Genomic DNA, 23,746 nt, shown 5'->3' on the forward strand with positions numbered 1-23,746 from the left:
TCAACGCGAGAAGTTAGCTCTATGACCGGCGAGCAATCGATCCTGCGGTATCTCTCGACAGCGGGAGGGAACGACTCCAAGCCCCCGGTCAAACAAGCGCACTGGCGTCTCCCAACCTGTTAGACCACTATGAACGCAGACACTTAATCGTTAGGGGCCAGCATGTCGTCACGTTTCATTCGCCAGCGCCGGCTATTTTCTGCGCTTGCTGCTGCATCGGCCATGGTTGCCATTACGGTTCCGAATGTTCCTGCGGCCGACAGCGAGTGTAGCGCTCGAGGCGCCGACATCGTCAGGCAAGCCTACCCCGAGGCTGAGCAAGTTTCCGAACGGGAATTCAAGGTTGGAGGCCAGACCATCACGCTGACGAAAGATCCGGACGACAATCCACATCAGCTGATCTGCAAGACGTGGCCTGCCCGCCCCGAGTTCACGCTCGTCGCGGTCCCTCTCATGACCAGCCAAACGGCGGATGGAAACGAAGGAGATATCGAACTCCTGGTTGTCGACAGCGACAGTCTCAAGCTGAAGCACCGGCTGCGCCTTCCAGACCTTCTCACCGACGATGCCGTCTTCGTCTCAGGCGTGGCTTTTGACACCGCATACTATCGCATCTCGGAAAGCGAGATCGCCTTCGGCGTGCGTATTGAACGGCGCGGAAGCTCAAGGCCCAATCCATTTGGCGAAACCACCTTGTGGCTCTTTACCATCGACAACAAGGAACTGAGACCTGTGCTCGATAACATTGTGGTCGCTGCGCACCAGGGCGAATGGGATACTAATTGCGCAGGGGAATTCCAGACGATCGAGCGCAGGCTGGCCATGGGGCGCCCGCAACCAAACCGCTATTCCGACATCCTCGTCTCAGAGCGGAAAATAAAGACTATAAGCACGTTGGGCCAGGACGGAGAGTGTGTGGATGATAAAGACGCGATCACAACTTCCCGTCGTCTGCGCTTCGAAGGCGGCGCCTATCAGGTGCCGGAAAACATCAAAGGGATAGACTAAATGCACCGCGGGATCGCAAGTGACCGAGCCAACATGTGCGGTTCACCGTCAATAATTGCTCTAAACCGCACGCCCCGTCTGTATTTCATAATGATTGATAAGATTGCAGTATCAACCTATTACCAAGTCCAATCCATACATTCCGACCATTTTTCATCAGCGCCAGTGGTGCAAGATCGAATGTCTTCCGTCGTTTCAAATCGTACGACGTATTGTTTGATCAAAGGACATCATAACGGTCACTGCATGATTTTCCCGAGCGGAGCGCCGACAAGTAGTCGTTGCCTCCGCTGGATACCCCAAGAGCTCTTGGACGCCAGTGACGCTGCCCGCAGCTCGCGATGACGTCAAATCACTATCAACTTGACCATGAAGCAGACTTCGTCATTGCTGTCGAAAGAAATAACGGAGTTCGACATGAAGAACCTGCGCAAATGGCCCTGGGGTATTCTGCCCGCCTATAACGGCTTCTCCCACGAGGAACGCGTGCGAGGATGGCAACTGGTCGGTTGGTTCATTGATAACGGCTGGAAGCCGAAAGCGGCGGTATGCGCAATTTCTGGATCGACAGAGCGCGTTCAGTATCACAGCGAGAACTATTACGGCTGGACACCTTATGCGCTGAACCAGCAGGTGCACTTCGCGCTTCACCAAAGGTTCAACCGTCCGAAGCGATGGCTGGAGATTGTCGAGCGGTATGCAGTGACCGGCGAGGAATGGTTTGCAAAGCTCGCGCTTGAGCCGATTGATCTGGCTGGAAACTTGCGTGCTGAGCATGGGCCGGACGTAGCCGATATCTGGACGAGAGCGCCCCTACCCCCGAATGTAAGCATCCCACGCCATCAGATTTATACGATGCCCGAAACGGCGCCCGTCACGTGACCTCGCCTTGTTATTTTACCTTTGCCAGCGCCTCGATCTGCTGAGCAGCGATCGCAACGCCGTTGTCGCTCAATGCACGGACCGATAGAGCGATCTTCGCTTCGTTGTCGGCACGCTCGCGCGAGATTTTGCGTGTGTCCTGCGACGCGTCGATGATCTCCAAAACGGAGAGATCAAGAACCCGGGCGAGTTCGAGCAGCGTATCGAGCGCCGGCAGTTGTTTTGCCCGCTCGATATTGGAGACGCTCTCAGGCGTTTTAGCGATCTTTGCGGCAAGCTGCTCCTGGGACCAGTTCAGAGCGGCCCGGGCCGTCCTCACCTTGATTGCGATCGACTGTCTTAGCAACTCTGTCATGGCGCCGAAGATGACTTCGGCAAGAGGACTTGACCATGAAGGCGACTTGAGCATTGGTCACAACCATGAAATCGACTTCGGATATCCAGAGCTTACCGAAGTCGCCATGGAGGGACACATGATGATGCGAGACATTTGCCTCAGGTTTTTTGCCGCCGAACGGGTCTGCACCTCGTTGGAGGCGATCTGATGCAGGCTCTGCTTATTCCCGCCAGCGTCGATGCTGATCTGTCGCCCAACCTAGAACACCAACCGCAGACCGGCGTCACGCCCCTGCCTCTTGTCGCTGCTCTCGCAAGTGCTCCAACAGCGCTGCCCTTCCGCCGCCAGGCAATGACGGCGATGCCAGGCGGCTATGACGAGAAATGGCTGCAGGAATTATTGTTCGCCCATCCGGCGCTCATTCCGCTCGACCGGATCGAAATCGGTGCTGGCGGTGCGGGCGAGGTAGTGCCCTTGTGCAGGGAACTGACGCTCAGCCGCGAAGGGGGCGTCGTCTATCTTGATCTGCTCTGCGTGACCCGTGCCGGCCGCCTCATGCTGATCGAATGCAAGCTCTGGCGCAATCCGCAGGCACGGCGCGAGGTGGTCGCGCAGATCCTTGAATATGCCTCGCTCCTAAAAGGCTGGAGCTATGGTGATCTGACGGCGCGGCTGAAACAGCAACGCAAATGGCAAGGCGCCAATCCGATCTTCGACCACGCCGCAAAAACATGGGCTGATCTCGATGAAGCTCGCTTTGTCGATGCTGTCTCACACTCTCTGGCGAGCGGTGACTTCCACCTCGTGATTGCCGGTGACGGCATTCGCTCGGATGTGGAAGCATTGGCCAATCACATCAACAGCGGCCATATGGGACCGGCGCGTCTTAGCCTTGTCGAAATCCAGCTTTGGCGATCGCAGTCCGGCGAGACCATGGTGGTGCCTTTTGTCCCGACACGCACTGAAGTCATCGAAAGCCGGGTAATCGTCACCGAAGATGGCCGAGCCCTGCCCGTCAAGGATGTCCGCGTCGATGGCATGCTGGTCGGCAAGGCGGCAGACAGGGATCGGGCATCCTCCGATGCCGATGCGGTGGTTGATCCTGACCGTGCGGCACAGCGGGATCGCAACAAGGCCTTCTGGGATCACTTTATCGACACCACGCGCTTTGATCATCCCGATCAGCTGCCAGCTTCCCATGGCGGCAACAACTGGGTGCGCATTCCGCTCGAAGCGCCGATCCGGTGGCTGACCGCCTACCGCGCCAGCAACAATGTCATGGGCATCTTTGCCCGGCTGACGGATGAACCGGGCCGGCAGCTCGCCGCGATGATCGAAGATCAACTTCGCGGCATGCGCGCCGAAAGTGGCCTCGATCTGCAGGTGAAGATACAAACGGAAGAACCGTTCAAGGCGGAGCTTGGGGTCACAACGCCGATGACCGACAGGACGGAAGAGCAGCAGCTTGGCTGGCTGGCGGAAACGGCCAACCGGATGGTGACGCTGCTACGGCCGAAGCTCTCCGCATGGAATGCGCTACGGGATGGGGACACGGTGGGAGCTTGATGATGCCGCGGGAGGTGGAAGGCGGCAGAACCGCGAGGCAGCTGACTATCGAGATCGAGCCGGACCTGCGCCTCCTCAAAGGGCTGCTGACTGTGCTGCGCTATCTCGGGGAACGGGACGCCTCGGACATGATTGATCCGGCGGCCATCGCTGCCATTACCATCCCGGCGGAAGAGGCTGTGGATCGGATAATGGCGATGCGCCGGGATATCTGTCTCGGCCGGGGAACATAACCGCGCCGGCGCCCCGGTCTTGCCCCGCTGTCCGCGGCATCCTCTTCAATATCCGTTTCTGGCCTTCGGCATGAGATAGCGACGCTCGCCCAGGAATTTTAGGAACTGCGTCATGCTATCGACCATGTCGTCGTATTTGCCGACGGGGAACGTGCGGCACTCGTGTTCGAACTCGGCAAGCCATGGCGCTTCTTGCGGAAGCAGGAAGGGCTCGGCCTCAAGCCGATGGATATTGCTGTCGAAACGCAGCGTCTTGCTATCCTTCGGTGTCATCGAAACGATGTGCTGACGCATTTTATGTTCCCGCATCAGCTGCGTGTAGAGTGGCCTGCCGCTGGCGGCGTATTCCACCAGTACCTTGTCGGCTTTCCAACGGTTGCGCATAAAGATGACGCGGCTGAGCAAGGGCCCGAAATCAAGACGCTCGCGAAACACATTGAGTAGGTACCATTCCCCCGCCATCCGCCCCCAGGTGGTACAGGCGCTGTAGTCGCTTCCAACCTTCTCGGAATCCGCCGTATCCCAACTTTGCACGATCAGGTCGAGATCATCGAGGTTGGGCATCTCCTCATAGGTACCCCAGACCTCCCAGTCGATGCGGCCACCGCCATCCGGCGTCGGGTTCTGCAGATACTGTGCCGAGAAGTGATAATTGCCCAACTCGCGGCGCATCTCTTCAAGGAGAGAAAGCGACTGGCTCTGCGGATACAAAGCCTCCCCCTTGCGCCGCTGGTAGACACGACCGTTGCCGATCTCGATCGTCTCGTCCTCGGCCGCAATTGCCGGCAGGTTGAGATGGAGATAATTGCCGGTCGCCATCAGATTGGCCGCGACGTCATCTTCATGCAGCCGCTGCTGGATGGCGATGACGCGGCCGGACCGCTGGTCGTCGAAGCGGGACAGCAGCGAATTGCGGATATAGTCCTTGGCCTTGTCGCGCTCGGTCTCTGACGTCGCGTCTCCCGCCTTCATCAGGTCATCGATGATGATGACGTCGGCGCCGTGGCCGGTGATGGCCCCTTGAACTGAGGTGAACTTGACGCTCCCGCCCTTGGTGGTTCTGAGCTCTCCGCCGGCAACGGCAAACTGCGTCTGCGGAAACAGTCCGCGATAGAAGGGCGATTCCATCACCCGGCGAAGCTGATTGAGGATCTCCACTGTCAAAATCTGACCGTAGCAGGCGATGACGATCTTGGTCGCCGGACTATGCCCGAGCAGAAAGGCCGGGAGTGCCACGGACGAGCAGATGGTCTTCAGGTGCCGGGGCGGGATGGTGATGAGTAGACGGCGGGTATCGCCACGCACGACCTTGGTCAGCGCATGGCAGATCGCCTCGACATGGAAGTTCGGGATAAAGGCGATACCGCGATGGTCATGCAGGACGTCGAAGGCACCCCAGGTGAATCCGAACAGATCGTCGCGCTGATGGTCGAGGACCTGCTGGCGATGAAGCTTCGCCAGCAGGTCCTGATTGTCTTGCCGTGTGAGGGCGCGTTCGACGAGCGCGTTCATCTCAGATGATCTCGTCGTCGTTGTCGAGACGGTCGTCATCGACGGTATCGGGACCGGACTGTTCTGTTGCCGGCGTGGAAGGCGGTGTGGACTCTTCAGCGTTCGCAGGCAAGACCGCGGGGCCGAAATCAAGCTTCAGGAGATCATCGATATCCTCGTCCGAGAAGCCCATCTCCTGATACTGCATACGCCGCATATGACTGAGCAGGCGCGTCTGGCCATCGGTTAGCACGACCGCACGACCTTCGGCCGTCTCGGCAGCCGAGCCTTTTTGCAAGGAAGCGTCGTCGAAACCCATAAGCTTGAGTAGGTCGTTGCGGACACGCATGATCGCTTTCGCTTCGCCAGAGGCGGCCTTCATGGCGTCCTGCTCCAGTATGACCTGGAACAGCGGCATCTTCACGGTTTTGCCATTGCGCCGGATCTCGGTCGTACGGTGGTAGATATCCTCCATGACCGAACGAAGATTACGGGACTGTTTGGGGCGGCCTTTTTTGTTTCCGGACTGGCCCGGCTGGAACTGTCCCGACTTCGGCGGCAGGCCGTAACCGGTCTGATAGTTCACTTCCTTCTTGCCGTGCTTCGTCTTGATGACGCGGCGTTCCGGACCACCACCATTAACCGGCATGGGATCAGTGTCAGCAGCCGGGGGCTGTTCAATCTCGGGCTTCGAGATGACGGTGTTTGCAGGAACCGACCGCGTCCGTTTGCGGACATGCGAGAGATCGATCTCGTCCTGGTTGATCAGTGTGTGAAGTTTGCTGCTGTCGTTACGCATGGAGTGTCTCCTGCTGATCGTTGGGCAGAGTGTCGGAGGGAAGGGTCGGCTCGGCACCAGGGCGCTGACGTGTGCGGACGCGGACAGTCTCGAGAGGCGTCAACGTTTCCGCGTCAGTGGCAGCGGCCGGACTGGCTGTGGCCAGGCTCGCAGTCGCTGTATCGGCGGCAAGTTCCGCTGCTTGCTGTGCACGGATCGCGGCCATCTCGGCAAAGGTCTTGCCCGTATCGGCATGTATTGCCTCAATACCCGCATAAGCTTCGAAGCGGCGGACGATGGTATCGACATAGAGCGGATCGATCTCGACGCCGTAGCAGACGCGTTTGCACTTCTGTGCTGCTATCAACGTCGAGCCGGAACCGAGAAACGTATCGAGGACTATGTCGTTGTGATGCGTTGCATCCTTGATTGCCTCCGCCAGCAGATTAACGGGCTTGACCGTCGGATGCAGCTTCAACTCCTCGTTGCGGCCACGGCCGAACGATGCCATGCCGGGATGATCCCAGACATTGGTGCGGTAGCGGCCATGTCTGCCAAGCTCGACATTGTTGATGTGCGCTGCTGTGCCCTTCTTGTAGACGACGCACAGCTCGTGCTGGCTGCGATAGAAGCTGCCCATGCCGCCCGTGCCCTTGTTCCAGACGCAAAGATTGATCTGGGTAAGGCCAGCAGCTTCGAGTGCGTTCATGTAGGCGCCGAGACTGCGCCAGTCCATGAAGCCGTCGAACAAGCCGCCGTCGACAAGATGACTTGCGGCGATGGTGGAGGCTTGGGTCAGGAATTCCAGAAACTCCGCCTTTGTCATCTCGCCGGAGGCCATGGCGAACTCGCGATGCTTGACCTTGCCAAGACCACCGACAAAACCGCCGATGGCAACATTGAACGGTACGTCGGTCATAATCATGCGGGCTTTACGGCCACCCATCAGGGTCTGCAGAACCTGAGGATCCAGCGCACTGCCGCAGACGACCCTGTGAAGACCGAGCTGCCAGACATCGCCGAGACGAGACGTTGCCGGACCGGGCTGCGCGTCCGGCAGTGTATCGGCGGGATCCGGCTCGTTGGCGGCTTCGGTCGCGGCCTCGGACATCACGAGATCGATCATCGGAGCATCGAAGCCGATGGCATCCATGTTGAAGTCGATCTCGATCAATTCGTTGAGTTCGATGCTGAGTTCCGGCAGATCCCAGCCGGCAAGTTCCGCAATACGGTTGTCGGCGATCTTGTAGGCGCGCTTCTCGGCCTCGTTTAAATGCTCGACACGCACGGCCGGCAGTGTCGCGATACCGAGGCGACGCGCCGCTTCGACGCGGGCATCGCCGGCGAGCACGACATTGTCTTCATCGATGATGAGGGGATTGAGAAAGCCGAATTCGTTGAACGCACCCATGATCGTGACGATCTGGCGCTCATCATGGGTGCGAGTGCGGCGCGGATGCGCCTTCAAGCTGTTGACCGAAACCATCTCGATACGGTCGACGATCGTCTTCTTGAATGTGGTAACATCCGCCGGCAGCGACGGACACGTTCCTGTGGGTGTTTTGGATTTGCTGTTCAGCGATTTGAACAACGGGTCTTTCGTCTTGGGCATGGGGATACTCCATAGCCAGCCATGCTCTGGACGGAGTCCGGCTGGAAAGTTGCTTTGTTGGAAAATCTTTGGGGCTGCTCCGTCTTGACGCTTCAAGCGCCCGACCATGCAACTCAGGATACCGCGCTGCGGGGTCCTATCGCCAGTTCAACCGGCTTGACGAATCTATGGCAGATCCGGGGACTGAGCGCAACAATTTTTTAAGAACAAGCAATTGAAAATTAACGACAAACCGATCCTTTGCCATATCCGGGTATACAGCTGAAACGACTGGACTTGGTGGCCAAAGCAAGCATTGCTGTGGTCATCGAAGACGCCGCCGCAGGCTCAAAAAGGCCGCGATTGATCAGCCCGCCAACCCGCGGGCTTCCGTCAGTACAAGGACCGGATCGGCCGGTTCTTTCGAACAACGGAGCCTGACGATGACAATGATTCTGGAAACCCTGAAGACCGGCACCACTGTGACGAACGATGCATCTGCCGCTCAGCCGGCAAAACGCGGTCGCCAGAGCCGCAAGGTAGAAACACTGGATGCCGCGGCACTCACCGATATCTCCAGCACCTCGGACGCTTCCCAGCCTGAAACACAAGACCAGCAAGCCGGCTGCGCGCCAGCTCCCCTAGCGGCCGACCTGCAGCCGGAGGCTAAGTCTTCCCCGGCGCCGGCTCAGGCACCCGCCTCCCCCAGGATGACGAAGGCCGCAATGGTGATCGCGGCACTGCGCAGCGCCGATGGCGCGACCCTCGAGACTATCATGGCGACGACCGACTGGCAGGCCCATTCGGTGCGCGGCTTCATCTCCGGAACGGTCAAGAAAAAGCTCGGCCTGACCGTTACCCGCACTACGGACGCACACGGAATGCATCGTTACCGGATCGTCAACGCCGATGGCAACACGGAAGCCGCGGAAGAGCTGACAGCGGGTCTGGAGACTGACATCAAGCTTGTCGATGACGGCACGAGCGCCGATCTTTCCGAGGGCAACGACCCCATCTCAGAGGTCGCCGAGACCGCTACCCAGCCTGCGGAGGCCTGATTGATGGCCGCAAGAAGGGAAACTATCGAAGACAAGGTCGCCGCTCTCGGCGACCTTCCCCGCGCAGAACTGGTCGCGCTCTGGCGCAAGAACTTTGGATCCGCACCGCCCAAGGGCGTCCACAAGGAGCTGCTGATCCGGGCCGCCGCCTTCCATCTGCAACAGAAGCATTTTGGCGGCTTATCCGGCGAGGCCAAACGGATGCTGAAAGCGGCGATGCGGGAGGTTGCCAAGGCCAAGGCGCCTGGCCGAAAGGGTGACGGCGCAACGGCCATCGATGTCTCAGGGTTGAACCCGGAGCAAACCGCTGCGGCGCCAACGCCTGTCGAGCGCCGCCCGGCCCTTCCCGGAGCCCGCCTGATCCGTGACTGGAACGGCAACAGCCATGTCGTCGATGTGGTCGACGGTGGATTCCTCTATGCCGGCAGTCGCTACCGGTCGCTGTCGAAGATCGCCCGTGAGATCACCGGTACCAACTGGTCAGGACCGAGGTTTTTTGGACTATGAGCATCATCCCGAAACTGCGCTGCGCCATTTACACCCGCAAATCTTCCGAGGAGGGTTTGGATCAAGCCTTCAACTCGCTCGACGCCCAGCGCGAAGCCTGCGAAGCTTACATCGTCTCGCAAGCGTCCCTCGGCTGGAAGGTTCTGCCCGACCTCTACGACGATGGCGGCATCTCCGGCGGCACCATGGAGCGCCCCGCCCTGCAACGCCTCCTGAGCGACATCAAGGAGAAGAAGATCGATGTTGTGGTCGTCTACAAGATCGACAGGTTGACCCGCGCCCTGATGGATTTTTCCAGGATCGTCGAGATCTTCGACGGCTATGGCGTCTCCTTCGTTTCCATCACGCAGCAGTTCAACACAACAACATCGATGGGACGGCTGACGCTTAACGTTCTTCTGTCCTTCGCCCAGTTCGAGCGCGAGGTCACGGCCGAGCGCATCCGCGACAAGGTCGCTGCCTCCAAGAAGAAAGGCATGTGGATGGGCGGCAATGTCCCGCTCGGCTATGAAGTTATCAATCGCAAGCTGTTGGTCGATGAGGAAGAGGCGAATACCGTGCGCTGGTTATTTGAGCGTTATCTCGATCTTGGATCGATCCGCGACCTGTCGATCGAGGCCCGCGCCGCCGGTCTCTATCGTCGCGCCACCCGGCGAACCAGCCGATCGGCCTACGGGCGTGGCAATCTACATCATCTCCTGACCAGCCCGATCTATGTCGGTAGGATCCGGCACAAGGATGCGATCTACGAGGGGGAGCATCCTGCCATCATCGACAGACAAGTCTTCGATCGGGTTCAGCTGATGCTGACGGAGCAAAGCCCAAAGCGCCGCTCGGCACGCAGCCATCGCGACGTTCATCTGCTCTATGGCCTGCTTCAAGACGAACAGGGCCGAGCGCTTGTCTCGACACACGCCAACAATCACGGCAAGCGCTACCGCTATTATGTCTCGCGCAGCGGTGACAGGAAATCCGAAGCGCAAGTCGATCAGCCGAAATCGCAAACCGTCTGGCGACTGTCGTCGGCAATGATCGAGCCGCTGGTCGAGCAGCAGCTTCATGCGATCCTGACGGACAAGCGGCGGCTGGCAACATGGTGCGAAGACAGTGGAGCACCGGTGCGGCTTGCCGACGCGCTGATCGGAGCCGCCAATCTGCGCGCCCGGTATAGCGAGCTTGAGGATCACGTCGAAAAGCAGAATATCCTGCGGACAATCTTCTCCGGCATCAGTCTGCGGACCGATGCGATGGTGTTCGACATTGCACGCGACAAACTGATCTCGATGCTTCTCGGTGGCTCGGCAGATCAGCGGGAATCTTCCCAAATCACGGAAGACGATATTGAGACCGTCTCCATCACGGCCCCCATTACCCTCAAGCGCCGCGGTGCCGAAGCCAGGATCATCTTGGACGATGCTCCGGTGGCGCAACAGCAGAAGGATCCCATGCTGATCGCCATGATCGCAAAGGCGCATCTTTACCTCGAAGCCCTGACAGACGGATCCGGCGCAAGTCACACCGGCGTTGCCGCTCGACTTGGTATCCATGGGCCCGACATCAGCCGCATCCTGCCCATCGCTTTCCTGGCACCGAAGATCACCGAAGCTATCCTGACCGGAAGGCAACGGGCCGATCTCACCATCGCCAAGCTCACACGCTTGCTCGACCTTCCGGTGAGCTGGACCGATCAGGCGAAACTGCTGACAGCCTGAACCAAGAGACGAACAACCATAAAACAATGCGGCCCGGCTCTTTGGAGACGGGCCGTATACCGTTGCGCCCGAGCGCCGTCGATGAATGGGTTTCTGAAGAAGCTAAAGACCAAACCGACAGAGACTGGCGAACCTTTCTCCGCAAACTGGCAGCCAAGAAATCAAAACTTTTGGCTGCTGGGAATGGCACTTTGAGACGCGGGGCGGAATTGGCGTAAAATGACGCGGTGAGACTGAGAAATCGGCAAGACTATAGCAGCGACAGTCATCTAAGCCTTTGAAAATAAAAGGATATTGCCGATATTTGGGATTGCGTCAGGTTTCGACTGACTGTGTGGTAGCGGGAGAGGGACTCGAACCCCCGACACGCGGATTATGATTCCGCTGCTCTAACCACCTGAGCTACCCCGCCGCCGGGACGCGTGCAGGGCCTTGGCCGCTGTCGTCGCCGTCAATGGGCGGCTTATAAGGTGCGGTTCATGCCGGTGTCAAGCCGCGCAGTTTCAAAAAACCGGAAGTTTTTCAAGGCCTGTGGAAGGGCGTGGGACACGCCCCGTGCCCCATGCTCAGGCGGCTGCCGGGCTTTGTAGCAACTCCTTCAGCGCCGCCTCCGCCGCGGCCTCCCGTTCCGAGCGCAGGATGAAGCCGCCGCCATAGACGCGGGCGTCCTCGCCGGCGCCGGAATAGAGCGCGCAGGCCTGACCGGGAGCGACGCCGGCCTCGCCTTCCAACAGTTCGACGGAGATGCCGTCGGCATCGGCATGCAGGATCGCCGGCGTCGGCTGCCGGGTGGAGCGCACCTTGGCAAAGCAGGCAAAGCCTTTCGCCGCCACCGCGTTGATATCGCCGTCGCCCAGCCAGTTGACGTCGCGCAGATAGACCCGGCGCGTTTCGAGCGCCTCCCTCGGCCCGACGATGACGCGCCGCGAGCGCGCATCAAGATGGACGACATAAAGCGGCTCGCCGGTGGCGACGCCGATGCCGCGGCGCTGGCCGATCGTATAATGCAGGATGCCCTCATGGCTGCCGAGCAGGCGGCCGTCGAGATGGACGATATCGCCGGACAGGGCCGCATTCGGCTTCAGCTTGGCGACGATATCGGAATATTTGCCCTGCGGGACGAAGCAAATGTCCTGGCTGTCGGCCTTCTTGGCGACGACAAGCCCCATGTCCTCGGCCAGCGCCCGGGTTTCGGCCTTGGTGAGATGGCCCAGCGGAAAGCGCAGATAGTCGATCTGTTCCTGGGTCGTGGCAAACAGGAAATAGCTCTGGTCGCGATCGGCATCCGTCGGGCGGAAAAGCGCCCGCCGGCCGGGCGCGTCCGGCTGCGGGTTCGCCTTCGAGCGGATATAATGGCCGGTTGCAAGCGCATCGGCGCCGAGATCGCGGGCGGTTGCCAACAGGTCGGCGAATTTTACCGTCTGGTTGCAGGCGACGCAGGGGATCGGCGTTTCGCCGGCGACATAGCTTTCGGCGAAGGGATTGATCACAGTCTCGCGAAAACGCTGTTCGTAGTCGAGCACATAATGCGGAATGCCGAGAACCTCGCAGACACGACGGGCATCATCGATATCCTGGCCGGCGCAGCAGGAGCCAGCCCGATGCACGGCGGCGCCATGATCATAGAGTTGCAGGGTAATGCCGAGGACGTCATAGCCGTCGCGCTTGAGGATGCCGGCAACCACCGAACTGTCGACGCCGCCCGACATGGCAACGACGACACGCGTATCCTGGGGCTTGCGATCAAAATCGAGACTGTTCACGGCATCCAATCCGGTATCCGGCCCATCGGTTCCCCGGGCCAATTCGCCCGACCATAGCCTGTTTCCACAAAACGGCCAACGCCGTCCCGCAAGGCCGCTATATAGAAACTCGGCGGGAATTGAACAAGAGCGGCAGCTGCCCGCTCAAATCAGCTTCATCCGCATGGCGCGGGCGATCGCCTGCATGCGGTTGACGGAATCCAGCTTGCGCGTCGCCGTCTTGAAATAGCTCGACACCGTATAGACGGAAATGCCGAGGATGATGGCGATCTCGTCGCTGCTCTTGCCGGCCGCCGCCCAGCGCAGGCATTCGATCTCGCGCACGGAAAGCTTTTCGCGCGTCGATGCGCCGGTCTCGAAGGTCCGCTCCAGTGTCTGAAACAGTTGCAGCAGCGCAAGATAGAGATCGGCCGTCTCCCGCCGGTCGGGTTCGGCCCGGTCTCCGGACAAAAGGACGGCGAAGGCCTCGCCGTAGGTGGTATGCAGCATGACGGCGAATGTCCGGCACATGGTTTCGCCGCCAAGCAGCCTTCCGGCACAGCCGGTCGCCGTGGAATCCGCAGCGAGCAGCGAGGCCGTGTCACCGAAAATCGGCAGCTTGGTCTGGCGCAGCTGCTCGATAAGCGCGCTTGAATGAAAAACAGTGGCGGCGTCATAATCCCGCACCAGTTCGGACGGCCAGCTGCTGAGGACAAGGCGCTCGGCAAAACGCTGCTCCTCGCCGAAGGGAATGCGGGCGATCATGAAATGCTGGAAACCGAACTGTGCGGTGCACTGGCGCATCAGATGAAGCACCTCATATTCGGTTTGGACTGTGGAACTGCTCATGCCTGAAAGAAAATCAGCATAGGCCTCGCTTCGCAAGGCCAGCTTGTCGCCATCTCTCATGATTTCGGTCACCATCCCTGCGGGCCGGGCGTGCCGGCTCTCGAAACTTCTTTCCGGACTGCCATGGCGGTAAAGTTAAATCGAAACCGGCGAAAATCCGAAAGTGCCCGTATCGGCACGATCGAAGCAACAGTCGCAGGTTCGGAAATAAAGTCACGCAGAGGGAGTATTCCGGAGCGTCCATAAAGGCGCTTATGCTCTACTCGGGAGGGTAATAACAATAATCCCGTAAAAATTAAACTGCCATATCTGCATAGCTCCCATGCGGCTGCTCGATCGGCACGGATATCGTCGGATGGTCGGGACAGTACAGCGATTTCAGCCCTTTGACAGGAAGCGGCGCCGGCTTCTGCCGGGAAGGATCAAAGGCGGGCATCGGGCCGCAGACATTCGCGCGCTGCCTGAAGTCTCTCAAATTATTAGCAAATTGTTACCTGCCGCTTAGGCAAATATTAAATGTGGCACGCTAGGTTGAGCGCATATGGTCTTGAGTATGTGTAGAGAGTCCAATGACCGAAATGATACGACCCCGCGTGAAATATGTCATCGGACCCGATGGCAGCCCCCTGACGATTGCCGACCTGCCGCCTGCCAATACCCGTCGCTGGGTGATCCGCCGCAAGGCAGAGGTTGTCGCCGCCGTGCGCGGCGGACTGCTGAGCCTGGAAGAAGCCTGCGACCGCTATACCCTGACCGTCGAAGAATTTCTTTCCTGGCAATCCTCGATCAGCGACCACGGGCTTGCAGGCCTGCGTACCACCCGCATCCAGCAATATCGTCACTGACATAGTTTCACATCGATCTTTTCGGGCGGCTGCCATGACCGGCAGCCGCCCGAACTGTTTGCATTCGGCGCAACATGCCGCTTTGCCGTGCACCGTATCGGCCGGATATCCGTCCCGGCCGCCGCCACGCCTCATCCTTCCCATTCTGTCGCCACGCCGAAATCCATGCCGCCGACCCTGCGCGGCGCATGTAGATCCGTGCGGAGAGAAAAAGGCCGAAGTCGGTTCTGGCTCCGACAAGTCCGGCATGCAAAAGGCCCTTCTCACGGGCCTGGGTCAGTCCGTGAGAAGGGCCTTTTGGCCAGATGCGTCAGACGAAACTCAAGCCCGCATGCGCTGGCCGTTATCTCGCTCTTCCAGCGCCGCAGCCTTGGCATGTTCCGCCTGGACCTCTTCGAGCGCCAGTTCGGCTGCATCCTGCTGCACCTTCAATTCCCGGATCGAGACCTGAAGATTGTCCGCCCTTTGGCGGGCGGCCTTGGCAAAGGTCGGATAGGCGAAATGCGCGGGATCGGAGATCCCCGATTTCTTTTCCTCGAAGATGATCTGGTTTTCCAATTCCTTGGTCATCCGTTCAAATTCGGACATCATCAATTGAAGCTGGCTCAATTGACGCTGTTTCTCCTTCACCTGAAATTCCTTCAGGCGAACAAGGCTCTCACGTGACTTCATACGCAATACTCCCGTGATGCAAGACCCCGGTTACTGGATTTTGGCCCGATCAACCGACCCTACGGTGTCGGAAATGAAAAAAATTACAGCGATCTTAACAAAATCCTACCGCTGGTAACCTTTCGTTTACGGGCATCGTTAATCATAGGGACGATCATTTAAGGGTCAGTAAATGCCGCACGTTAAATTTGAGGTTCGGTAGAGATTGAGTCAGATGAATCGGATAGCAGGCTTTCTTAAGGTTACACATTAAGGATGTCATGCTGGATTCACATGCAAAAACAGGGGGCTGCAAAAAATATTTAACATTTTCGATACACCTTGCCAGAGTGAATCAGAATTTGTTAACCATTTGCTGGCAGCCTCCAAATCAGGCAACGACTGGATCCGTATCGCGTAAGGGGGCCACAACGACCTTTCGGCGGCGGAAAAGGGGACAATTATGCGGGTTCTACTTATTGAAGACGACAGCGCGACAGCGCAGAGCATCGAATTGATGCTCAAGTCGGAAAGTTTCAACGTTTACACCACCGATCTCGGTGAAGAAGGCGTCGATCTCGGCAAGCTTTATGATTACGACATCATCCTGCTTGATCTCAACCTGCCGGACATGTCCGGATACGAGGTCCTGCGGACGCTGCGCCTTTCCAAGGTCAAGACGCCGATCCTCATCCTCTCCGGCATGGCCGGCATCGAGGACAAGGTTCGCGGCCTGGGCTTCGGCGCCGACGACTACATGACCAAGCCTTTCCACAAGGACGAACTGGTTGCCCGCATTCATGCGATCGTGCGCCGTTCCAAGGGTCATGCCCAGTCGGTCATTTCCACCGGCGAGCTGATCGTCAATCTGGATGCCAAGACCGTCGAGGTCGGCGGCCAGCGCGTTCACCTGACCGGCAAGGAATACCAGATGCTGGAGCTGCTTTCGCTCCGCAAGGGCACGACCCTCACCAAGGAAATGTTCCTCAACCATCTCTATGGCGGCATGGACGAGCCTGAACTGAAGATCATCGACGTCTTCATCTGCAAGCTGCGCAAGAAGCTGGCCAATGCCGCCGGCGGCGCCAATTATATCGAGACCGTCTGGGGCCGCGGCTATGTGCTGCGCGAACCGGAAGGTGATCTCGCCGAAAGCGCCTGATCCGCCCATTCTCACCTCATCAGCCGGCGCCCTCCGCATCCCGCATATGCGGCCCCGTCCGGCCCGATAGACCGAGACGCTATAGAACCCGCCTTTTACCGGCGGGTTTTTCGTGTCCACCGGAAGTGGCGCCATTCCTTGCGGTAGGCATGAAAAAAGCCGCGTCCCGGCAGGCAGCGGCTTTCCGACGACTTATGTTGTTTCAGCCCGTCAGGCGGCGATCGCCAGGTTGCCGAAGACGCTGGTCAGGATTTTCCGGTCGAACGGCTTCAGCAGGAAATCGTCCGCGCCGGCGCGCTTGCCAGCCATCATCTTCTTTAGATCCGCCTCGACCACGCAATAATAGATGCGCACGGTCTTGCCGTTCGGCAGGTTGCGGATATTGGCGATGAGGTCCAGCGCGCCGTCGAGCGCGGCATCGACGATGATGATATTCGGGAGCTCGGCTTCGCAGCGCACCAACGCCTCCAGGCCATTGGCCGCTTCGGACACCAGAAAATTCAACCCGGAGAGAATGCGCTTTCCGACCTTGCGTACGACGTCTGAATCATCGGCGATCATCAAGCGCTGCATTTCCGGTTCCTTCTCTGCACCCATGCGGGAATTCAATCCCTCGGAACAACCCTAGTCCGGTTTGGCAAAGATTCGGTTACCGCGAGCGCCGAAAGCGAATTATACGGCCTCTTCGATGGCCGCCATTTTCGCGGAGAAGACGATCTCCTCGCTGGTCGAGTCGACCGCGATCTCCATGCCGGCCTCATCCGCCAGCAGCACCGTATAATAGGGCTGGATCGTGTGGGCATCGACGGCTTCTTCGAGCGTGCCCGACAGAAGCTCGACCAGTTTCGGTGGGACGCGCATCATCCGGCCCTTGGCGATCAGCTTGAACACTGCGTCATATTCCGGGTTTTCCAGCACTACCTCGATGGAGCCGCCGCGCGGAATGGCACCATAGGCGATCAGGAACAGGTTGAGCAGGAGCTTGACCCGGTTCTTGGCAATGATGACGCGCGGGCCGGTCCAGACGACTTCGGTCTTCTTCTCGACGGAGGCGAAATCCTTGGCCACCTTTTCCGCCTCGCCCGTATCGATCGAGGCGCCCACGGAGCCGGAGGCACCGAATGCCAGCCGCGCGAATTTCAGGCGGACCGATGCGTTCAGCGCGCTGGTGCGGATCAGGTCCATGGCATCCGCATCCGCCCCGCCCTCGTCGAGAAGCTCGAGGCCGTTGTTGATGGCGCCGACGGGGGAGATGATGTCATGGCAGACCCGGCTGCACAGAAGCGCTGCAAGATCGGGACCGGTCAAGGTCAGGTTCGGGTTCTTTCCCATGGTCGTTTCCTTAATGCCTCTATTCGGACGTCCGGCTTGATGCATGATCGGGCGGCCCGCCGCGATCCTCATCTTTACAGTCTAGGCCCATAGTCTAGGCCATGAAGGTTGCGTGGACATAGCGTCGGAGTGAAGATCATAAAGACACCACATTTGGTAAACCGATTATTAAGCTCATCGGTTCAAATTGCTGCGATCAGCCCGGTTTGACGCGTCACCGGCGACGGAACAGGCGACGGCCAGCAAATATCACGCGGCCTCCCTATGGTACGGAGAAAATTATGCAGCGGATCTTCATTGCCGTGAGAGCGACTTGGCTACGGGCCATGGTGCTGTTTCTGGCTGCGGTCGGCCTCACAACGGCAGCGCACGCGCAAAGCACCGGCGGCAGCCAGTACACGATGCAGGAAATCGTCGATGCCGGCCACGGCTTTTTCGGATCGGCATCGGGCGGTCTTGCCAAGGTCGTCGAAAGAGCATTCCAGAACTACGGGCTGCCGAACGGCTACATCCTCGGACAGGAAGGCTCCGGCGCCTTCATTGCCGGCCTCACCTATGGCGAAGGCGACCTCTATACCAAGAATGCCGGCCAGCACGATGTCTTCTGGCAGGGACCTTCGCTCGGCATAGACTGGGGCGGCCAGGGCAGCCGGACGATGATGCTAGTCTACAATCTGCCGGCTGTCCCTTCGCTCTATAAGCGCTTCGGCGGCGTGACCGGTTCGGCCTATGTGGTCGCCGGCGTCGGCATGACGGTGCTGACCGATGAAAATATCGTGCTGGTTCCCATCCGCACCGGGCTCGGCGCGCGGCTCGGCATCAATGTCGGCTATCTGAAGCTGACGCAGCAGCCGACCTGGAACCCCTTCTAAGGCAGGCTGGTGCCGGCTTACGCCTGACGGACACCTTGCATAAAAGGCACGATCGCGAATATTTGAAGCATGGCTCTCGTCAAACTGTCGCAACCCGCTACAAAGTACGGAATGGACCTTTTGCCGCCGCTTCAAATCGAGATGACTGACCTGTGATTGAATTTGCTCTTCTGTTTGCGCTGGGTTTCCTGACCGCGGCCATTCTCGGCCTCCTGGCGGCGCCGGTCGTTCACAGGCGCATTGTGCGCTTTGCAGAAGACCGGCTGAAAGCGACGATGCCGCTGTCGCCGCAGGAGGTGCGCGCCCAGAAGGATGCCGCCCGCGCCGGCTATGCGGCGGAGAACGCCCGCATCAGCCAGACCTTGAAGCGCGAGCGCGACAGGACCGTCGCGCTGATGGTGGAGAACGGCACGGTCCTGCAGGACCTCCAACGCCTTGCCGGCGAAAATGCCGATCTCAGCGCCCAGATCGCCGACATGAATGTGGAGGCCGCCGACCTGCGCTCGGCCGCCCGCCAGCGGGAGCAGAATATTGAGCGGCTGAAGGCGACGCTTGCGGATCTAGAGCGAGACAACAGCCAGAAATCGGAAGAAATCAGCCTGTTGACCCATCAGGTGGACAGCATTTCTGCCGATGCGGACAGCTTGAAGATCGACGTTGCCGCCTATGGCACCGAGGCGGAAAACCTGAAGACCCGTATTGCCGGATTGCGGGACGAGCGCGAGCGGCTGCGCAACGAACTGAAGACCGAAAGCAATCGGGGGCGCGAACTGGAGGCCCGGCTGGCGCGTGACGATATCCGCATTCGCCAGTTCGAAGCCAAGCTCGCCCGGGAAATCGCCATCAATGCCGACAAGGATAATTTCCTCGAGCGGCGGGCCGCCGAGATCGGACGACTGAAGGCCAAGCTGAAGGATGCGACGGCCGAATTGCGCGACGCCAGCCGCGCCTTGCGTGCGGCAGGCATTGCACTGCCGGTCCCAAAGGAAAACCGCGAGCCGGTCGCCAACCTCCCATCCGACGGCCAGGCGGCGCAGGCGGTACCCACACTCGAGCAGGCCGCCGCCCCGGCAACCGGCAATCAGTCCGCCGAACAGGTCCGCGAGCGGGCAGCGGCGCTGTCGGAGCAACTGGTCCTTTCGAAGACGACGGCACAGGACGACATATTCCGCGAGGAAATCGCCGGGATCGCCGCCGCCATGGTGGCGCTGACGGCAACCCGCGAAGGCGAGGCGTCGCCGATCCCTGCTCTCCTTGCCGTCGAAAATGCCACGCCGACCGACGGCGGTAAAAACCTTGCCAGCCGGGCGAGCGCCCTGCTTTCGCCGGAAGGCATTTGATCCTGGAACATCGCCCGGATCATATCAGCCCGTTGATCATCGCCACCTGATGCAGGGCAATGCCCGTTGCCGTCGCGACATTCAGGCTGTCGAGCCCGGGACGCTGGCGGATACACGCCGTGCGGATCGAGGCAAGGACGGAAGCCGGCAGCCCCTCCCCTTCGGTTCCCATCAGAAGTGCCGTGCGCGGACATGCGGGAATATCGCAGAGATCGGTCTCGCCGCGTGGCGACAGTCCCCAGATAGAGAACTCTTCCCGCTGCAGGCGCTCGATTAGCGCCGCCACCGAGCCCTCGCGGGCAAAAGGCATGGTCAGCACCGACCCCACGGAGACCCGGATCGCCTTGCGGTACATCGGATCGCAACTGGTTTCGTCCATCAGCACCGCATCGGCCCCGAAAGCCGCGGCATTGCGAAACATCGAGCCCATATTATCATGATTGGAAATGCCGCAGGCCGCCAGCACCAGGCTTTTTTCCGGAAGCCCGCCCAGAAGTGCCTCCATATCCGGCGCATGGTCGCGCTTTCCCAGTGCCAGCACGCCACGGTGCATGTTGAAGCCGGCAATGGCGTCGAAGACGGCGGCACTGGCGACATAGACCGGAATATGCGCCGGGAAATCGGCGAGGATAGCAGAGACGCCTTCAACCCGGCTTTCCAGCAGCAGGATCGCCTCCGCCCCGATGCCCTGGCCGGCCCGATGGGCCGCTGCGAGCATGCGCAGCACGACCGTCCCCTCGGCGATGAAGCGCCCATGCCGCCCGGTGAGATCGCGCTCCCGGATCGAGACGAAGCCGGCAATACGCGGGTCGTCAGGGGTCTCTATGCGAACCGGAGCCGGGTGCACGGACGTTCTTCCTCAATTGGCCGTGACGGAAATATCGGCAACGATGCGGCCAGCGGCGATATCGAAGACGATCGCCTTGCTCTCGCCGCCCGTATCGGCGCCGTAGAACAGAATCTGGCCACCTGAAAGCGCCACGTCGGACACCACGAAGCCGGCCGGCAAGACGGCGATGGCGGCAAGCGGGGCATCGCTCGGTACAGCGATCGCCGCCGGCTGGGGCTGATCCCTGTCGCTAGGGCGCGTTAGCTTGTAGACAATTGCTCCCAGCACGACCATAAGCATCACCACCATGACACCGGCCGAGACGAGCTGCAGGCGGATCATCTTGCGGCGCACATTCTCCATGACCGGATCGAGCGGCTTTTCTTCCTGTTCGTCTGGTTTGCGAGTAGACATGGCTGGCCCTAGCTGCGGAATGGAACGACAATGACCGACCCCTTTAAACAAGCCCCGGCGATTAGGAAAGTCCTCACCGCAAATGAAGAGGCGGCCGGCCGCATGGATGCCTTCCTGACCGAAGCCCTGGCTGGCGAATTTTCCCGCAACCGCATCAAGAGCCTGATCGAGCAGGGTGAAGTCTCGGTCAACGGCAAGATCGTCAAGGAACCGAAGAGGAAGGTGCAGCCTGGCGATATCTTCGAGATCGGCCTGCCGGAGCCTGAAGACCCGGAGCCAAAGGGCGAGGATATTCCGCTCGATGTGCTTTACGAGGACGACGACCTGATCGTGCTGGTCAAGCCGGCCGGCCTCGTCGTGCATCCGGGAGCTGGAAATTGGACCGGCACGCTGGTGAATGCGCTGATCCATCATTGCGGCAACAGCCTTTCCGGCATCGGCGGCGTCAAGCGGCCGGGCATCGTCCACCGGCTCGACAAGGAGACCAGCGGCGTCATGGTCGTCGCCAAGAACGACATCGCCCATCGCCATCTCTCCGACCAGTTCGCCGACCATGGCCGCACCGGCCCGCTGGAGCGCGCCTATATGGCGGTGGTCTGGGGCAGGCCGCGCGGCCTGAAGGGAACGATCGACGCGCCGCTCGGGCGCGCCGGCGACCGCATCAAGCGCGCCGTCAAGCGCGAGGGCGACGATGACGCGCGCGAGGCGATCACCCATTACGAGGTCATCGAGCGCTATCTCGAAAAACCGGATGCGACGGCGCTCGCCGCGATGGTCAAATGCAATCTCGAAACCGGACGCACCCATCAGATTCGCGTGCACATGGCCCATATCGGCCATCCGCTGATCGGTGATCCCGATTACGGCGCCGCCTTCAGGACCAAGGCCAATCTTCTGCCGGATGCTGCAAAAGCTGTCGTCAATCGCTTCCCCCGCCAGGCGCTGCATGCCTTCATGCTGGCCTTCGAGCATCCGACGACCGGAGAAACCCTGCATTTCGAATCCCCCGTCCCCGAGGATATGCGCGAACTGGTCGAAGCGCTGAAAACTGGCGCCTGAGGCCGGCTCCTCCCTCTCTGCCGAAAAACTTCGGTGCCGGGGCATCCTTTGCCGGTCTCGCGCGTTGTAGGATCAGCAGAAGGAGAAACCAGATGGTCGATGCAGCGCAAATCAGGGAACATGCCGAAATCATCAGTGCCGATGGCATCCATGTCGGAACGGTCGATCGCGTCGAAGGCGACCGCATCAAGCTGACCAAGAAGGACAGCGGCGCCGGCCACGAAGGCCATCACCATTTCATCTCGCTTGCCCTGGTCGCCGGCGTCGAAAACAACCGTGTGCGGCTGAGCGCTAATGGCGATGTCGCCGTTTCCTTCGAGGAAGAAGGCGACGCGTCCTCCGTCCATTGATCCGCAAGCTGTTCCGCCCTTGATATTTCACGACTGGATATTTCACGGGCGAACCCGATCTACAGGCGAAGACTGATCTGGCCTGTGGTTTCCGGTATCGCATGCAAGCGATACCGGCATTCTTGAATCATGCTTTCGCCGCACTTATCTACGAACATGTGGGGTCGGACTGACCCACATGCCGGCTTGCCAAAAGGAGGCCGGAACGCGAAAGGGGGGTGCATCATGGCCCGCAGCACATTGCCGTCAATTACCGCCGGAGAAGGCGGCCTCAACCGCTACCTGGACGAAATCCGCAAATTCCCCATGCTCGAGCCGCAGGAAGAGTACATGCTCGCCAAGCGCTATCAGGAGCATGACGACCGCAAAGCCGCCCATCGGCTCGTGACCAGCCATCTCCGACTGGTGGCGAAGATCGCCATGGGCTATCGCGGCTATGGCCTGCCGATCGGTGAAGTCGTTTCCGAAGGCAATGTCGGCCTGATGCAGGCGGTCAAGAAATTCGATCCCGAGCGCGGCTTCCGCCTTGCGACCTACGCCATGTGGTGGATCAAGGCCTCGATCCAGGAATATATCCTGCGCTCTTGGTCTCTGGTGAAAATGGGCACGACCGCCAACCAGAAGCGGCTGTTCTTCAACCTGCGCCGCCTGAAGGGCAAGATCCAGGCACTCGACGAAGGCGACCTGAAACCAGAACAGGTGGCGCATATCGCCACGACGCTGAATGTTTCGGAAGCTGAAGTCATCTCCATGAACCAGCGTCTTTCCGGAGACGCATCGCTGAATGCGCCGATCAAGGCCGGCGAAGGCGAATCCGGACAATGGCAGGACTGGCTGGTCGATGACCACGACAACCAGGAAGACATATTGATCGAGCAGGACGAGCTGGAAAGCCGCCGCAGTCTGCTGTCGAGCGCCATGAAGGTGCTGAACGACCGCGAGCGTCGCATCTTCCAGGCGCGTCGGCTTGCCGAAGACCCGATCACCCTCGAGGATCTGTCGACCGAATTCGACATCAGCCGCGAACGTGTCCGCCAGATCGAGGTTCGCGCCTTCGAAAAGGTGCAGGATGCCGTCCGCAAGGCGGCACAGGAGCGGCAGAACGCGCTGCGGGTCGTCGAAGACGCCTGACATCGGC

At 59.8% G+C, this 23,746-nt stretch carries 25 protein-coding genes and 1 tRNA gene; 14 read left to right on the forward strand and 12 right to left on the reverse strand.

Annotated features, from left to right (window positions below):
* Positions 1-162 precede the first annotated feature (162 nt).
* Positions 163-1,008, forward strand: a complete 846-nt coding sequence (locus ASD31_RS22995) for a hypothetical protein (RefSeq protein WP_056339563.1) — start codon at positions 163-165, stop codon at positions 1,006-1,008.
* Positions 1,009-1,425: 417 nt separating this feature from the next.
* Positions 1,426-1,890 carry a hypothetical protein gene (locus ASD31_RS23000; RefSeq protein ID WP_156392782.1) on the forward strand — a complete coding sequence of 155 codons (465 nt, stop codon included), beginning with the start codon at positions 1,426-1,428 and terminating at the stop codon, positions 1,888-1,890.
* Positions 1,891-1,900: 10 nt separating this feature from the next.
* Here ASD31_RS23000 and ASD31_RS23005 read toward each other — a convergent pair whose 3' ends face one another.
* Positions 1,901-2,299: a helix-turn-helix transcriptional regulator gene (locus tag ASD31_RS23005; protein WP_056339569.1), complete on the reverse strand. Its 399-nt coding sequence runs from the start codon at positions 2,297-2,299 to the stop codon at positions 1,901-1,903.
* A 135-nt stretch (positions 2,300-2,434) separates the two neighbouring features.
* Between ASD31_RS23005 and ASD31_RS23010 the strand changes: the two genes are divergently transcribed.
* A complete protein-coding gene (locus ASD31_RS23010; RefSeq protein ID WP_056339578.1) occupies positions 2,435-3,793 on the forward strand; it encodes a hypothetical protein in 1,359 nt (452 codons plus the stop codon).
* A 2-nt stretch (positions 3,794-3,795) separates the two neighbouring features.
* Positions 3,796-4,026: a hypothetical protein gene (locus tag ASD31_RS23015; protein WP_156392783.1), complete on the forward strand. Its 231-nt coding sequence runs from the start codon at positions 3,796-3,798 to the stop codon at positions 4,024-4,026.
* A gap of 45 nt (positions 4,027-4,071) precedes the next feature.
* On the opposite strand, the gene terL is transcribed toward ASD31_RS23015, so the two are convergent.
* From terL to ASD31_RS23030, 3 genes are read right to left on the reverse strand one after another with little or no spacing between them, the layout of a single operon-like run.
* Positions 4,072-5,538: a phage terminase large subunit gene (terL, locus tag ASD31_RS23020; RefSeq protein ID WP_056339588.1), complete on the reverse strand. Its 1,467-nt coding sequence runs from the start codon at positions 5,536-5,538 to the stop codon at positions 4,072-4,074.
* Between the two features lies 1 nt (position 5,539).
* Complete coding sequence (locus tag ASD31_RS23025; RefSeq protein ID WP_056339590.1) at positions 5,540-6,316, reverse strand: DUF5681 domain-containing protein; 777 nt, start codon at positions 6,314-6,316, stop codon at positions 5,540-5,542.
* A complete protein-coding gene (locus ASD31_RS23030) occupies positions 6,309-7,907 on the reverse strand; it encodes a site-specific DNA-methyltransferase (RefSeq protein WP_200952252.1) in 1,599 nt (532 codons plus the stop codon). The genes ASD31_RS23025 and ASD31_RS23030 overlap by 8 nt, the downstream gene beginning before the upstream one ends.
* Positions 7,908-8,329: 422 nt before the next feature.
* On the opposite strand from ASD31_RS23030, the gene ASD31_RS26870 reads away from it, so the two are divergent.
* Genes ASD31_RS26870 through ASD31_RS23045 form a run of 3 tightly spaced genes read left to right on the forward strand, consistent with a single transcriptional unit; the run spans position 8,330 to position 11,163 of the window.
* A complete protein-coding gene (locus ASD31_RS26870) occupies positions 8,330-8,944 on the forward strand; it encodes a DUF3489 domain-containing protein (protein WP_056339593.1) in 615 nt (204 codons plus the stop codon).
* A 3-nt stretch (positions 8,945-8,947) separates the two neighbouring features.
* Positions 8,948-9,451, forward strand: coding sequence for a DUF2924 domain-containing protein (locus ASD31_RS23040; RefSeq protein ID WP_056340654.1), 504 nt, complete (start codon positions 8,948-8,950; stop codon positions 9,449-9,451).
* On the forward strand, positions 9,448-11,163 hold the full coding sequence (locus tag ASD31_RS23045; RefSeq protein ID WP_056339596.1) for a recombinase family protein: 1,716 nt from the start codon (positions 9,448-9,450) through the stop codon (positions 11,161-11,163). Before ASD31_RS23040 ends, ASD31_RS23045 begins: the two co-directional genes overlap by 4 nt.
* A gap of 335 nt (positions 11,164-11,498) precedes the next feature.
* Here the strand turns inward: ASD31_RS23045 and ASD31_RS23050 are convergent.
* The 3 genes from ASD31_RS23050 to ASD31_RS23060 form a co-directional block, all read right to left on the reverse strand.
* Positions 11,499-11,575, reverse strand: a tRNA-Met gene (locus ASD31_RS23050).
* Between the two features lie 154 nt (positions 11,576-11,729).
* Positions 11,730-12,926 carry a tRNA 2-thiouridine(34) synthase MnmA gene (gene mnmA / locus ASD31_RS23055; protein WP_056340657.1) on the reverse strand — a complete coding sequence of 399 codons (1,197 nt, stop codon included), beginning with the start codon at positions 12,924-12,926 and terminating at the stop codon, positions 11,730-11,732.
* 144 nt (positions 12,927-13,070) lie between these two features.
* On the reverse strand, positions 13,071-13,814 hold the full coding sequence (locus ASD31_RS23060; RefSeq protein ID WP_056340660.1) for a helix-turn-helix transcriptional regulator: 744 nt from the start codon (positions 13,812-13,814) through the stop codon (positions 13,071-13,073).
* 509 nt (positions 13,815-14,323) lie between these two features.
* Here ASD31_RS23060 and ASD31_RS23065 point away from each other — a divergent pair.
* Complete coding sequence (locus ASD31_RS23065) at positions 14,324-14,599, forward strand: DUF1153 domain-containing protein (protein ID WP_037099805.1); 276 nt, start codon at positions 14,324-14,326, stop codon at positions 14,597-14,599.
* 321 nt (positions 14,600-14,920) lie between these two features.
* Here the strand turns inward: ASD31_RS23065 and ASD31_RS23070 are convergent, their stop codons facing one another.
* Complete coding sequence (locus ASD31_RS23070) at positions 14,921-15,271, reverse strand: hypothetical protein (protein ID WP_056339599.1); 351 nt, start codon at positions 15,269-15,271, stop codon at positions 14,921-14,923.
* A 442-nt stretch (positions 15,272-15,713) separates the two neighbouring features.
* Between ASD31_RS23070 and ctrA the strand changes: the two genes are divergently transcribed.
* Positions 15,714-16,412 carry a response regulator transcription factor CtrA gene (ctrA, locus tag ASD31_RS23075; RefSeq protein WP_056339603.1) on the forward strand — a complete coding sequence of 233 codons (699 nt, stop codon included), beginning with the start codon at positions 15,714-15,716 and terminating at the stop codon, positions 16,410-16,412.
* A 210-nt stretch (positions 16,413-16,622) separates the two neighbouring features.
* Here the strand turns inward: ctrA and ASD31_RS23080 are convergent, their stop codons facing one another.
* Both ASD31_RS23080 and chpT read right to left on the reverse strand, forming a co-directional pair.
* Positions 16,623-16,985 carry a response regulator gene (locus tag ASD31_RS23080; protein WP_056340663.1) on the reverse strand — a complete coding sequence of 121 codons (363 nt, stop codon included), beginning with the start codon at positions 16,983-16,985 and terminating at the stop codon, positions 16,623-16,625.
* 99 nt (positions 16,986-17,084) lie between these two features.
* Positions 17,085-17,744 (reverse strand): histidine phosphotransferase ChpT, encoded by a 660-nt coding sequence (gene chpT / locus ASD31_RS23085; protein ID WP_056339606.1) that lies wholly within the window; start codon positions 17,742-17,744, stop codon positions 17,085-17,087.
* Between the two features lie 326 nt (positions 17,745-18,070).
* Here chpT and ASD31_RS23090 point away from each other — a divergent pair, with 326 nt between their 5' ends.
* Positions 18,071-18,616, forward strand: a complete 546-nt coding sequence (locus ASD31_RS23090) for a DUF1134 domain-containing protein (RefSeq protein ID WP_244483960.1) — start codon at positions 18,071-18,073, stop codon at positions 18,614-18,616.
* A 152-nt stretch (positions 18,617-18,768) separates the two neighbouring features.
* On the forward strand, positions 18,769-19,956 hold the full coding sequence (locus ASD31_RS23095) for a hypothetical protein (RefSeq protein WP_056339608.1): 1,188 nt from the start codon (positions 18,769-18,771) through the stop codon (positions 19,954-19,956).
* Between the two features lie 19 nt (positions 19,957-19,975).
* Here the strand turns inward: ASD31_RS23095 and ASD31_RS23100 are convergent, their stop codons facing one another.
* Together ASD31_RS23100 and ASD31_RS23105 are read right to left on the reverse strand one after the other, a co-directional pair.
* The gene (locus ASD31_RS23100; RefSeq protein ID WP_056339610.1) at positions 19,976-20,803 is read right to left on the reverse strand and encodes a TrmH family RNA methyltransferase; all 828 of its coding nucleotides are present in this window, start codon (positions 20,801-20,803) and stop codon (positions 19,976-19,978) included.
* 12 nt (positions 20,804-20,815) lie between these two features.
* Positions 20,816-21,199, reverse strand: a complete 384-nt coding sequence (locus ASD31_RS23105) for a DUF6476 family protein (RefSeq protein WP_056339613.1) — start codon at positions 21,197-21,199, stop codon at positions 20,816-20,818.
* Positions 21,200-21,229: 30 nt separating this feature from the next.
* Here ASD31_RS23105 and ASD31_RS23110 point away from each other — a divergent pair, with 30 nt between their 5' ends.
* The 3 genes from ASD31_RS23110 to rpoH all read left to right on the forward strand — a co-directional run bounded on the left by ASD31_RS23110 (position 21,230) and on the right by rpoH (position 23,739).
* The gene (locus ASD31_RS23110) at positions 21,230-22,258 is read left to right on the forward strand and encodes an RluA family pseudouridine synthase (RefSeq protein ID WP_056339616.1); all 1,029 of its coding nucleotides are present in this window, start codon (positions 21,230-21,232) and stop codon (positions 22,256-22,258) included.
* A gap of 92 nt (positions 22,259-22,350) precedes the next feature.
* Positions 22,351-22,608 carry a DUF2171 domain-containing protein gene (locus ASD31_RS23115; RefSeq protein ID WP_056339619.1) on the forward strand — a complete coding sequence of 86 codons (258 nt, stop codon included), beginning with the start codon at positions 22,351-22,353 and terminating at the stop codon, positions 22,606-22,608.
* 225 nt (positions 22,609-22,833) lie between these two features.
* Positions 22,834-23,739, forward strand: a complete 906-nt coding sequence (rpoH, locus tag ASD31_RS23120) for an RNA polymerase sigma factor RpoH (protein ID WP_056339622.1) — start codon at positions 22,834-22,836, stop codon at positions 23,737-23,739.
* Positions 23,740-23,746 lie beyond the last annotated feature (7 nt).

This window comes from Rhizobium sp. Root482 (assembly GCF_001426565.1).
GTDB lineage: Bacteria > Pseudomonadota > Alphaproteobacteria > Rhizobiales > Rhizobiaceae > Pararhizobium.